Source organism: Paenibacillus sp. V4I5, from assembly GCF_030817255.1.
Taxonomy (GTDB): Bacteria; Bacillota; Bacilli; order Paenibacillales; family NBRC-103111; genus Paenibacillus_E.
The window spans coordinates 5,736,238-5,748,671 of sequence record NZ_JAUSZB010000002.1; the positions used below are offsets into that span (position 1 = coordinate 5,736,238).

The window sequence follows — 12,434 nt, forward strand, 5'->3', positions numbered from 1 at the left end:
AAAGACAAGCGAAGAAGAACTTGGACGAATCGAATATAAGGCACATCGTTAGATAGTAGGAGCATGAGCTTTATGGCATGTAATTCGTATCGGACTCCAAAAGAGCTGCAGGAATATTTCTCTTGTTAAGGAGAGGTACAATCAGGGGGGGACAATAATGAACTTGTATTGGAAAAAAGCAAGGATAATGATGTTGGCGTTCATTGCCGTTTTCGTGATGGGCGGTATTACGGGATTGTTTGTTTTTGGAGGAAGCCAAGCCTACGCAGCTGCTACAAGCAAGTGGGAACCAGTAGGCGGCGCCGGATTTTCAACAGGTGAAACCTGGGATCCTTCGTTATTTGTGTATAACGGCACTCCCTATGTTGCTTATATTGAGGGAAATAATAACACGGTGACAGTGAAAAAGTATAGTGGGAGCAGTTGGGAGCCGATAGGGAGTCCCATAAGTACGTCATGGGCTACCGCCGGATCCACTTCACTGTATGTAGATAACGGAATCCCTTATGTTGCTTATAGAGATGGATTAAATTCCGATAAGATTACGGTGCAAACATACAATGGAAGCAATTGGGCACCGGTAGGAAGCGCCGGAATTTCGGCAAACGTTGCTGATTTCACATCGCTATATGTGGATAACGGCACCCCTTATGTCGCGTTTAAGGATTATGGAAATGCAAGAAAGGCCACAGTGATTACATATAATGGAAGTAGCTGGGAACCTGTTGGCATTGCCGGATTTTCGGCAGGCGAAATCTTTAGCACATCGTTAAAGGTGGATAACGGCACCCCTTATGTCGCTTTTACGGATGCCGCAAACTCATCGAAGGCCACGGTGATGACATATAATGGAAGCGGTTGGGAACCGGTAGGAAATGCGGGATTTTCGCCGGGCGGGGCCGAATATGTATCGCTGGATATCCATGAGGGCATCCCATACGTCGCTTATACGGATTATTCGAATGGCAGGAAGCTTTCAGCACAAAAGTATAATGGAAGTAACTGGGAATATGTGGGTAGCGCCGGTTTTTCAGGATACTTAGCCGGGTATGTAACGCTAAAAATCGATAACGGCACCCCTTATGTCGCATTTATGGATGCTCAATATTCTGATAAAGCCACGGTAAAGAAGTACAACGGGAGCAGTTGGGAGACGGTTCTTAACCCCGGATTTTCGACAGGTTCGGCGGTAGACTTATCGATGGATATTCACGATAGCATCCCTTATGTGCTTTATTCCGATTATGAAAATTCCTCTAAAGCTACTCTGATGAAACTGAAATTCAACGTTGTTTACGACGGCAACGGCAGTACGGGGGGGGCTGTACCGACAGACGGCAGCAGCTATGACAAAAACGCCAATGCCACGATGCTGGGGAATACCGGAAATCTGGTAAAGACGGGCCAAACGTTCGCGGGATGGGATACGGCGCCGGACGGAAGCGGGACGCCTTATGCCGCGGGAGACACGTTAAACGTCGGTACGACCGGCGTGACGCTGTATGCGAGGTGGACGGTCAACAGCTACACGGTCGCATACGACGGCAACGGCGCTGCGTCCGGCACCGCACCCGCTTCCAGCAGTCATAACTACAACACCGACGTTACGGTGCCGGGCAACACGGGAAATCTGGCTAGGACGGGATATACATTTGCAGGCTGGAATACGGCGGCGAACGGAAGCGGAACGAACTATGGGGCAGGAGGCTCATTTACGATGGGGGCGGCGGGCGTGACGCTGTACGCGAGGTGGACGGTCAACAGCTATACGGTCGCCTATGACAGCAATGGCGCTACGTCCGGCAGCGTGCCCGCCTCCGGCAGTCATAACTATAACACCAGCGTTGCCGTACAAGGCAACACCGGAGGTCTGGTGAAGACGGGCCATACGTTTGCCGGGTGGACGACGGCGTTAGACGGAAGCGGAACTGATTACGTTGCTTCCGACACATTTACGATCGGTGCGGATCATATGACGTTATACGCAAAGTGGACGGTTAACAGCTACACAGTCGCTTACGACGGGAATGGTGCTACGTCCGGCAACGTGCCCGCCATCAGCAGCCACGACTTCAACACGGGTGTCGCGGTGCTTGGAAATACGGGAAGTCTCGAGAAAACAGGTCATACGTTCGCGGGGTGGACTACGACTGCAGATGGTAGCGGAACGACCTACGTTGAATCCGACACGTTTACAATCGGTGCGGCTAATGTGACGCTTTACGCGAAGTGGACAGCCAACAGCTACACGGTAAGCTATAACGGCAACGGCTCTACGTCTGGCATCACACCTGCCGATAACAGCCATGACTACAACACCGGTATCACGGTGCCGGGAAATATCGGGAGTTTGGAGAAGACGGGCCATACGTTCGCAGGATGGAATACGGAGGCGGACGGAAGCGGAACGAATTACACTGCGGCCGACACGTTTTCGATCGGCGCAGCAGACGTGACGTTATACGCAAAGTGGATAGTCAACAGCTGCACGGTGAGCTTCGTAAGCAACGGCGGTTCGCCGGTGAGCGTTCAAACGGCAACTTACGGAAGCACGACAACTAAGCCCAGCGATTCGACCAAGACAGGGTATACGTTTGCCGGATGGTTCACAGACATCGATTTATCAGTGGAATTTTCGTTCACAACGGCGATCACAGGCGATACAACGCTGTACGCGAAGTGGACGATTAACAGCTACACCGTAAGCTATGACAGCAACGGCAGCACAGGCGGCGGCACTCCGACTGGCGGAAGTCACGACTATAACACAAGTGTCACCGTATTAGGTAACACAGGAAGCTTGGTCAAAACGGGTCACACGTTCGAGGGGTGGAATGCAACGGCGGACGGAAGTGGAACGAATTACACCGCATTAGATACGTTTACGATCGATGCAGCAAATGTGACGCTGTACGCGAAGTGGGTCGTCAACCGCTATACGGTTACCTATAATGGCAACGGTGCTATGTCCGGCAACGTACCAACCGACGGCAGTTACGACTACAACACAAGTGTTGCTGTACCTGGCAACACCGGAAGTCTGGTAAAGTCGGGTTACACGTTTGCGGGTTGGAATACGGAGGCAGACGGAAGCGGAACGGGTTACGGCGCTGGAGCTATGTTCGTTATGGGAACGTCCAATATCGCATTATATGCCCAATGGCTTAACAGCAATGCGCTGTTAGCCGGTTTATTTGTAGACCAAGGTATATTATCGCCTTCGTTTTCATTATCGAATTTGTATTACATCGTGGATATGGATAATGCGGTATCCAATCTAAATCTATCTTTATTAAAGGAAAACCCGACTCAAACCGTATCGGTAACAGGAGCCGTATACCAGTCGGTAACTAATGCGGTGTATTCCTATCAGGTGTCTAACCTTATTGTGGGTTCGAACCTGATTCAGATTAGGGTAAATGCCCAGGACGGCACGACGAATATGTATACGGTAACCGTGAACCGTGCCGCAGAACTAAGTGGCAATGCGGATTTGAGCAACTTGGCGCTATCGAACGGCGCGTTAAGTCCGAATTTTGCACCAGGGACAACGGCCTACACGTCCAGCGTGGCGAACGGTGTATCCAGCATTAACGTGACAGCAAGCACACAGAATAGTAAAGCTAAAATAACTGTAAACGGAAATACGGTTGCAAGTGGCAAGGCAAGTGACGCCATCAACCTGAATGTAGGCAATAATCCGGTCACTGTCGTCGTGACAGCAGAAAACGGTACGACCAAAACCTATACCATTGCCGTGAACCGCACTTCCAGTAATAATAGCGGAGAGAGCAGTTCAACACCACCAACATCCACGAGTGGCGGCATAGTGAACTTAAAAGAAGGTAAATTAACGCTTCCCGCAGGTAAACCGGGCAACGTTAATTTGAAGGATATCGTCATGGTCTCCATTCCGGCAGGTGCCACGGACCAAGAACTGATATTGACCCTAGAACAGGTACTCGTAATACAAAATCTGCTAACGGAAAAAGACGTTCCGGTCAGCCCGATTTATGAGATTCTGAAAAGCTTCACGGAGAACTTCCTTAAACCGGTTACGCTGACTATCGCTTTTGATCCGGCAAGTTTAAAGAGCAATCAAACGCCCGCCATATTTTATTTTGACGAAATGAATAAGGAATGGGTAGAAGTTGCCGGTGGCAAGATAAACGGCGCATACATCACTGTAAAGGTGGATCACTTTACGAAATTTGCGGTATTCGCTGTGGAGCAAGCTTCTGATGAGTCCGCGAAGGGGCAACCGGGAGATATACAATTTAGCGATATCTCCGGACATTGGGCAGGGGCAAACATCAAGCAAGCTGTAAACGGAGGAATCGTCACCGGATATCCGGAGGGCACATTTAAGCCGGATGCAACGGTAACGCGTGCGGAATTTGCCGTAATGCTGATGAATACGCTGAAGCCGCAGGGGGAAGGAGCGGCACTTGCTTTCACGGATACAGCGGCGATCGGGTCTTGGGCACGGAAAGCGGTCGCGCAAGCTAAGCAAGCAGGAATCATTAACGGCTATGAGGACGGTAGTTTCCGTCCGGACGCACAAATGACACGTGCAGAGATGGCAGTGATGATGGCAAATGCGTTGAATCAGTCTAATGAAGGAAGTATCTCGACCGGCTTCGCCGATGACCAAGGTATTCCAGAGTGGGCGAAAAACGCGGTAGCAGCGATTAAGAAGCTCGGCATAGTAGAGGGCAAAGGGACAAACACCTTCGATCCTAATGCGAACACAACTAGAGCAGAGACTGTAACGGTTCTTTTAAAAATTGGTGTTCAGCGATCAGGTTGATAGAGTGGTAATAACGAAACGAAAAGAACTAAATAATATAGTAATGCCTAAATCAGTTTTGTTGACTGACTTCATTTGTGTTTATCGTTATCAGTATGCCGTAGGCAATTCTATCGACCGAAATAGAATATGTGGAGGGGTATAAGGAATTGGTAGGTATGGATAATATCTATCATGAATGAGCACTTTCACATTAAAAACAATAACGAAGAACTCAGCTAAACGGAGAACGATATCTGAATTACGGTTGATCTTCAACAAGCATTCCAGTTGGTGAAAGTCCAACCGAAGGAGGATGAGATGATGATGGATGATTCCTTGTAGGAAAGGAGTCATCTTTTTTATTTGCGCAAACCGGGGGAATCGGATCAAAATCTTGTCATCCGACAATTTATGGACACGACGATGTCCGGCGACATATCTTATTGCTCCGCTAACGGGCAGTAGAGCGTGGTGGCAATCTGGATAACGATATAGATAGGCATTCCAACTAATGGTAATTTGGAAATTAATTCATAAAGCAAAGATTCCATTTGCTTCGGTTTTTAGGACTCTTATAAAAAATTAAAGGATGGTAGACGATGGATATAACTTGAATATTAAAAGAACAGAGCCCGCAACCCCTATAACACTAGATGAATGGAAACATTGTATTAGTACAGACTTAGAACTTGAATATGCCGATTTTATTGAAGCTATAAATCCGATGACAAATAATACAATAAGAATTGATTCGGCGGGTATGGGAATATGGAGTACAAAATTTAATAATGAATAGTTCAAAATTACTTTTTCTTTTCGAGATGGTAAATGGGGAAGTGAAATAACGGCGAAATATGTAGATGACTTTCAAATACCTAAAATGAAAGAAATAGCAAGTAAATTAAATGCTAAAGTAATTGGCGATGAAGGTGAAGAATATTAACAAATCTACAATGTAGATTTAACTGACTGTACCACAAAAGTTCAGGTCATTTCGCTAACGCAGAACGTTAGTTACATACACAACCTAATTGAGGCTGCCGGCATGATCAGAAGCAGCTGTGCGATCAAGCAGCAGCCATTCCTCTTCACAATGCGGTGGCTGAGTGGGCATCATGTGGGAAGGCACCTTAACGTGCACTACGTCGGCTGCGGCCGTTAGTAGCCGCTTTTGGTTTTCTCCAGTACCAAAGGGTGCTAAAGATGAGATAGAGTCCCATGACTGCCGCAAGCAGTATAAGGGTGAAGTCCGACATGTTCTCCATGGAATCAAGCCAACCGATTCTTTTCATGCCGAACAGACTGATGTTAAACACGATCCCAATCAGCATAATGGACCATATGGATGAAAGGCGTACATAGATGGATCCATAAATGAATCCTAACGCTACACCCAGAAGCTGCATCGCAATTCCTCCCGGTTGCAACGCTGCAATAATCAAAGCGATGACTAGAATTGGCCAGAATACGGGAACATGTTTCCGTGCTTCGTTAAACATGATACCAAAGAACAGGATCAGCTCAAGTGCAGTGGTGAGCACGGAGGAAAGTATAATGTAAACGAAAGGAACAGAGGCGAAATATTCTTCTGTAAAATCATTGAACGTTGTTATGTTGTAGTAAAAGAGTAGTTTCATGGAGGCAGCGTTTAATAAAGTGAACGCCAGCCCGATTGTTATCATGTGAACCGAAAAGCTCGGACTGATCGGCGAGAAGCTACTAAGTCTCCAGAAGCTTACCGGTGTCTGTTTCAAAAGCCGATATTTAATGGCATAAACTATTGCGGAAAGAGCGATTGTAATTACAAGTACCATGAATACCTGAATTGGGATGTTCTTTCCTTTTCCGAACTGCCCCCATCCTAATACAGGATCAATGACGATATTATAGAGGAAGATCACTAAAATGATGACCGTCAAATAGAGTAAGTAATTTCCCAGCATCGATAAATATTTCTTCATGAGAATCGCCGCCTTTCATTTTCGAAAAATAAACTAACTCACCCCTTTTCAGAGTATTCCTTACCCGTGAATAATATAATAACTCGTATTTTATTTAGCGAAACATAGTGCATTCCTGCAGGATGGTTTGAATATTTCGATGAAATAAAGAGTGGAAACAAATCTTTATGACTCAAGGCGCAGAAGGACTTCTTGAAGATAGGCGAGGTAAGGGTGTACCAGAGGAGTGTCTTAAGATCCCCTTAAAATGGGGATTTTTTAGTTTAAATCGCCAATGTTTGTGTCGCAGCACCACGACACAAACATTGGCGCATAATTTTGATCGTTTAAGATGTAGGGATGTGGTACTTCATTGTGATAATGGGCAGCGTGGTGACAACTGGCTACTTTTTCAAGTCCCTTAAGCGATACGACAACATGTAAATTCCAACATATGGTATAATGGGGTGATAATTTCAATCCAGCCTCTTCGACAAGTTCGATGTTTGGTTAGAGTACGAAGTATTGACCTGGCGATGGTGGCTTGAATTTGGATTGACAATTGTACCTTGGATTTTCTTCTGGTATGTCTTTAGAAATAAACCGTACCTCGACCGATTGCTTTATGTTTGCTTTTTCGTAACTATTATTTCAGTAGTGCTCGATATGTTGGGGGATCAATATGGGCTATGGCATTATCGTTACAATGTAGTCGCTGCTGTGCCCACTTATTTCCCATGGGATTTCACACTAATGCCTCTCTTGTAGTAATGCTCTTAAGAATTAAGCCAAAAGCGAGACCCTGGGTAAAAGCAATCATTTTTGCATTGCTAACTTCATTAGTTGGAGAACCAATCTTTCGTTGGCTTGATGTTTACTCCTTAGATAATTGGAAGTACATCTACTCGATACCAATTCAATTCATGATTTATTTAATTACTCACTGGTTATTTACTACTCGAAATAAATTCTCTTCCCCCGATAATCAATGACCAGGTCCGAAAAATTGTTAAAAATTCAACCTAGAAGATTAAGCTAACGCAGAACAGATCAATAAATAGCAGTGGAGGCAGCAGACTTTATTTTTCCAAGTCCTAGTCCGCCGCTGTTTCTTTTACTATATGCCTTGACGTATGTAAATTAATATGTATAAGAATTCCTTACACTCCACATTATAATATAACACCTAGAGAAGGAGTTGGCATAAATGGCTAGAAACAACACATTAGTAGTTCCACAAGCAAGAGCTGCTTTAAATCAGTTGAAGGTTGAAATTGCTCAAGAACTTTCAATTCCATTTCAACCAAATGCATATAACGGAAACCTCACTACACGCGATGCAGGTGCCATTGGTGGCAACATCACAAAGAGATTAGTACAAATAGCTGAACAGCAATTGCAAGGCTTCAATCGCTAATCCTTTGATGTAGAAGCAAGCATAAAAAAAGACTACAAACACCTTTTCCTTCGTAAGGTGAATGTAGTCTTTTTTTGTTTATTGAAATCTAAATCTTTATTCTTGAGCTGGGTATTCACTTTTGATTAGTTCAATTGAAGCATATTTAGCAGTTTCAAAAAGTAATTTAGCTACAGATTTGTCCGTCTTGTTCTTAACTATGTGCCCATAAAATTTTCCATTCTTCTCGAAAATGAACATTGTCTTATCTGGTTCTTTGAGTAATGGATATTTTTCAATCAGTAACAACACCTCCAAAGGAGTATAGGTCGCAAGATCTGAACCACAGATGATGAAAATGGATAATGACTTTTTAGTTCGACATCAAGATATTACACCATTTTTAATATAGTTTTATTACACTAATCATGTTGTTATAAATTGAGAATGAGGTGGAATTAAATGTTTAAGAAATTACCCATTAGTACTCGTGTCATCTTTGCATCTGTTATGTTATTTGTGGCTTTCTCTTCATCAGCGTTTGCCCATCAATGTTATATTGCTAACAAGCCTGATGGGGCAGGTGCTATCACAAGTGAGGAACAAATGTGGGTTAACAAGGGAGGGAAAGATGTGATGCAAGGTGCATTTGTAAACCCTTCAGTTTGGGGTTTAGAAGGATATCAAGACATTTTTATCCGTGGTTATTTGGATACAGCAGCCCAAAATGGAAGTACAACAAACGGCGTTCAGGAATACGTAATTCCCGAATAAATTCTATTATTTTATCGAGCTTGTAGATATTTAGCGCAGAATGCTGCCGATCCATTCCTGTCGGCAGCATTCTCTTGATATTAATGGCCATAATCCAGTGATGTTGATTAAATATGCTCAATTCTTCCTGTCACTTTGGATTTTAGTTTTATTGCTGTACATATGTTTCATGCAGCCTAACTATGCGCGGCTTACCTTGCGACATTGCAGAAAGCAAACTATCAAACTCTCCCAAGCATTCACCATTACGATCAAAGCTCCTGAAAAACGTAACCATATCCACATGATTGTTAATTTTAGTAACTGAAAATCCTGTATGTAGAATATCCGGGACGTATGATGGTCGCCATAGCAAGATGACAAATGAAGGATTCCGAATTATAATCAAGGTGTTATTGATTATATCAAGACTAAGGACAAAGATCAGGTAGTATACTGAAAAAGGCAGCTTCAGCCAGGGGATTGAATGGTTCCCGGACTGTTAGCTGCCTTTTAGTTTTTGTAGATTAAAGAGTAAAAAACACGCTGAATAGGAGAGTGGCTTTTGTTGGCTTCGTTGTCGTACTCCTACCTTGATAAATTAAGTGTCTTGAAGCCAAAAGCCATAATTATGACCACATCGGAGCCACTGATCACCCCAGTCGCGGTGGTCCTTAAAGCCCAAATTGAAATACCAAAGTCCCCACCAAATCGTATTAGTTGTATTTTTTTCGAGGACTTCGACCCCCAATGTACCAGTGTGTTTTCCTGGATTGTCACAAAGGAGAAACTTTTTCTCCTGAGATAGCAGTTTAATAAGCTTACTTTCTGGACGACAGCTGTTATACATGGCGATGAAATCCTGCGAATGAGCGAGTAAATGAGAGATAAACCCTTAAAACCGAGGGACGGGCAGTTATCTAGAACCGAATGAGATTAATCAAGCAGTCCTGACGCCCTCCAAAACTGAGTCATGATCAAGAAACTTCGGCATTATCGCGCCGAGGCTTTTTAACATGCAGTCAAAGAGCCAAGTGGCACAAAATGTTGACACACATAGCTGATAGACAGTTTTCATGAGGAGTATAAAAATGTTGTTGACACGACACCAAATGGTGACATATAATCAAAGTGTCACCAAATGGTGTCCAATTAATAATTAGTCATTTGGAAAGTTTGAAACCTGAATAAGTTTCACTTGAAACAATTATGAGGAGGAAACAAATGAGTAAGATTATCGGTGCGGAAACAACCACGAAAGTAGAAGCCCAGTCACGGGGGAAAATGATTGCTTATTGGACAGTCACATTGCTGCTCGCTGCAGCTGTTATGTTAAGTGGTATCGGGCAACTGATGCAAATTGGGGGAAACACCGAGTTAGTGACGAATCTTGGTTACCCATTATACGTATTGGCTATTCTTGGGATTTGGAAAGTGCTTGGAGCCATCGCTGTCGTCGTGCCGGGTTTTCCTCGGCTTAAAGAATGGGTTCACTCTGGTATCTTCTTTTTAATGACGGGTGCAGCTTTATCACATGTGTTTGCTAACGATTATGGCGATTACGGGTTTTATATTATCCTCCCGCTTTCATACGCTGCACTAAATTTCGCCTCGTGGGCGCTGCGCCCGAAGAGCCGCATGCTTTAAGGAGGTGGTAAAATTAACGGCCGTCCATTCGTACCGCAATAGATTTCTACTACCGAAAATAATATTTGGGAGAGGGTGCTGTGAGTGAGAACAACCGGTTGCGGGATGTGTTTGACGCGATTGCAGATCCAACTAGGCGCCGACTGATTCGTCTGTTAGCAGAGGCAGAGGAGTTACCGCTTCATGAATTAACGGCACAGTTTCAAATGGGCCGCACAGCGGTATCCAAGCATCTGACAATCCTTAAAGAGGCCGGACTGGTACTTGACCGAAAAGTTGGCAGAGAAACGCGATTTAGGCTAAACGCCTCCCCACTCAAAGAAATTCAAGATTGGGTGGCTTTCTACAGCAAGTTCTGGAGTGCGAATATGTTGCGCTTAAAACAACTATTAGAGGAGGAAGAAGAATGAGTTTAACATTAAATATGGATTTTCAGTTTACGACTTCGATCGAGAAGCTTTGGTCGGCCTTAACCGATTCAAGCAAGCTTGCCAAGTGGGTGGCCAACATCCACACCGGTCAAGCGATGGAGAATGATTTTAAGCCCGTCGTAGGACACCGTTTTCAGTTTCGAACTCAGCCGACCGAATATTGGAATGGGATTATTGAAGGCGAAGTGCTTATCGTGGAGGAACCAAATCGGTTGTCCTATACTTGGGCCAGCGGAGAGAAGCACACGGTCACCTGGACGCTGCAGGATTTAGGGGATGAAAAGGTTAACCTTCATCTCGAACAAACTGGAATCTCAAATGAACCAGCACTAGGTGGAGCGAAGTATGGCTGGAGTAAATGGTGTGGCGGTCTTGAGAAGGTGTTGGAACAGTAACCGCATTCGGTACAAAAACAAGAGATAAGAGGAGAGATGGAATGTCCTATATCGTCGATTTCAAGAATGTGTCTACGGTTGGTTTAGAGTCTTCACCTGTAGCAGAAGCGCTTGCTGGTTTACGTGCTAATGAAGCCCGGTACTTTATGAACAAATACAAACATGAATTTACGGTTGTACCAGCTAGCGAAAGTCAGGAGAACCTTGATTATGTGAACCGCATTTTGAAAGAACGTGATATTGCGTTTGCGGCCAAACCTTTAGAAACGTCGCGTTTTCAAGTGGAAAATATCCAATTTACCTACGTCTTTTATGAGGATGGTCTTGGGATCAATGTCATGTATACGGTTGATGACCCTAAGAAGCGGGCCGTTGGTTTTAAGCTTTCTGAGGGGATGGAGGTACCAAAGGAGTTAGAAGGGAAGTTTAAGTTTGCTAGGCAGAAGTCTAAACTAGCTGGAACAATTCGGGGCTCGTTTTTTGTAATTAAAGGAGAATATTAAACTAAAAAAGAGCACCTGATTTAACATGAAAAAAACGGGTTTTGTATGGAGGGGATTAGAGTGCTGTTAATGAATTGTCAATCTATTTAGTTAAAGAATTTTCTACAACTGAAGCTATGAGTAAAAAGCTTGATGATCTTCCTTTAGAAACTATACCTGTGCTTACCGACAAGGAAATTAGAACATATGATTTGACAGAACATGAATTCACAATGAAGGAAGGTATTAGTTTAGAGGAAAGGTTAGATGGGAAAGTATCTTTAAGTGGCAAACCTTTTGTTGTAGTTGTTGGTAATGAAAGAATATATCTAGGGAGTTTTTGGTCCTATTTATCTTCTCAATTTAGTCCTAATATTCCAAAGATCTCTTCTGGGTGGAATAAAGGAAGCGATAACGATATGTACAAAATACAATATGGAAAAAATCAGGATCCTAGAGACGATACTAAAATATTTGAGGCATTAAAAGGATTAGGGAAAGTTATTAATTTTTAATTCTTCTAGGGAGTGCTGAGTATTAGCTGCATCAGCATATTTTCAGGGATTATACTTCACTATCGGGTACTTTAGCATAATAA

At 43.9% G+C, this 12,434-nt stretch carries 10 protein-coding genes; 9 read left to right on the forward strand and 1 reads right to left on the reverse strand.

What is annotated here, in order from left to right; all coding sequences use genetic code 11:
* The first annotated feature begins 157 nt into the window (after positions 1 to 157).
* Positions 158 to 4,810, forward strand: coding sequence for an InlB B-repeat-containing protein (locus tag QFZ78_RS28190; RefSeq protein ID WP_307552444.1), 4,653 nt, complete (start codon positions 158 to 160; stop codon positions 4,808 to 4,810).
* A 1,112-nt stretch (positions 4,811 to 5,922) separates the two neighbouring features.
* On the opposite strand, the gene QFZ78_RS28195 is transcribed toward QFZ78_RS28190, so the two are convergent.
* On the reverse strand, positions 5,923 to 6,753 hold the full coding sequence (locus tag QFZ78_RS28195) for a hypothetical protein (protein WP_307552447.1): 831 nt from the start codon (positions 6,751 to 6,753) through the stop codon (positions 5,923 to 5,925).
* A gap of 636 nt (positions 6,754 to 7,389) precedes the next feature.
* Between QFZ78_RS28195 and QFZ78_RS38640 the strand changes: the two genes are divergently transcribed.
* The 8 genes from QFZ78_RS38640 to QFZ78_RS28230 all read left to right on the forward strand — a co-directional run bounded on the left by QFZ78_RS38640 (position 7,390) and on the right by QFZ78_RS28230 (position 12,351).
* Positions 7,390 to 7,500 carry a hypothetical protein gene (locus QFZ78_RS38640; RefSeq protein ID WP_373460440.1) on the forward strand — a complete coding sequence of 37 codons (111 nt, stop codon included), beginning with the start codon at positions 7,390 to 7,392 and terminating at the stop codon, positions 7,498 to 7,500.
* Positions 7,501 to 7,939: 439 nt separating this feature from the next.
* Positions 7,940 to 8,149: an alpha/beta-type small acid-soluble spore protein gene (locus QFZ78_RS28200; RefSeq protein WP_307552448.1), complete on the forward strand. Its 210-nt coding sequence runs from the start codon at positions 7,940 to 7,942 to the stop codon at positions 8,147 to 8,149.
* A 441-nt stretch (positions 8,150 to 8,590) separates the two neighbouring features.
* Positions 8,591 to 8,902, forward strand: a complete 312-nt coding sequence (locus tag QFZ78_RS28205; protein ID WP_307552450.1) for a hypothetical protein — start codon at positions 8,591 to 8,593, stop codon at positions 8,900 to 8,902.
* A 1,203-nt stretch (positions 8,903 to 10,105) separates the two neighbouring features.
* Complete coding sequence (locus QFZ78_RS28210) at positions 10,106 to 10,528, forward strand: DoxX family protein (protein ID WP_307552452.1); 423 nt, start codon at positions 10,106 to 10,108, stop codon at positions 10,526 to 10,528.
* An 80-nt stretch (positions 10,529 to 10,608) separates the two neighbouring features.
* On the forward strand, positions 10,609 to 10,938 hold the full coding sequence (locus QFZ78_RS28215) for an ArsR/SmtB family transcription factor (RefSeq protein WP_090824541.1): 330 nt from the start codon (positions 10,609 to 10,611) through the stop codon (positions 10,936 to 10,938).
* Positions 10,935 to 11,354 (forward strand): SRPBCC family protein, encoded by a 420-nt coding sequence (locus QFZ78_RS28220; RefSeq protein ID WP_307552454.1) that lies wholly within the window; start codon positions 10,935 to 10,937, stop codon positions 11,352 to 11,354. The genes QFZ78_RS28215 and QFZ78_RS28220 overlap by 4 nt, the downstream gene beginning before the upstream one ends.
* A 41-nt stretch (positions 11,355 to 11,395) precedes the next feature.
* Positions 11,396 to 11,857, forward strand: a complete 462-nt coding sequence (locus QFZ78_RS28225) for a phage tail protein (RefSeq protein WP_307552456.1) — start codon at positions 11,396 to 11,398, stop codon at positions 11,855 to 11,857.
* Positions 11,858 to 11,931: 74 nt separating this feature from the next.
* The gene (locus tag QFZ78_RS28230; RefSeq protein ID WP_307552458.1) at positions 11,932 to 12,351 is read left to right on the forward strand and encodes a hypothetical protein; all 420 of its coding nucleotides are present in this window, start codon (positions 11,932 to 11,934) and stop codon (positions 12,349 to 12,351) included.
* The last annotated feature ends 83 nt before the right edge of the window (positions 12,352 to 12,434 follow it).

Bases quoted from the DNA above. Each gene is read 5' to 3' on its own strand.
- QFZ78_RS28190 (WP_307552444.1), top strand. From the start codon at position 158: ATGAACTTGTATTGGAAAAAAGCAAGGATAATGATGTTGGCGTTCATT.
- QFZ78_RS28195 (WP_307552447.1), bottom strand. From the start codon at position 6,753: ATGAAGAAATATTTATCGATGCTGGGAAATTACTTACTCTATTTGACG.
- QFZ78_RS28200 (WP_307552448.1), top strand. From the start codon at position 7,940: ATGGCTAGAAACAACACATTAGTAGTTCCACAAGCAAGAGCTGCTTTA.
- QFZ78_RS28205 (WP_307552450.1), top strand. From the start codon at position 8,591: ATGTTTAAGAAATTACCCATTAGTACTCGTGTCATCTTTGCATCTGTT.
- QFZ78_RS28210 (WP_307552452.1), top strand. From the start codon at position 10,106: ATGAGTAAGATTATCGGTGCGGAAACAACCACGAAAGTAGAAGCCCAG.
- QFZ78_RS28220 (WP_307552454.1), top strand. From the start codon at position 10,935: ATGAGTTTAACATTAAATATGGATTTTCAGTTTACGACTTCGATCGAG.
- QFZ78_RS28225 (WP_307552456.1), top strand. From the start codon at position 11,396: ATGTCCTATATCGTCGATTTCAAGAATGTGTCTACGGTTGGTTTAGAG.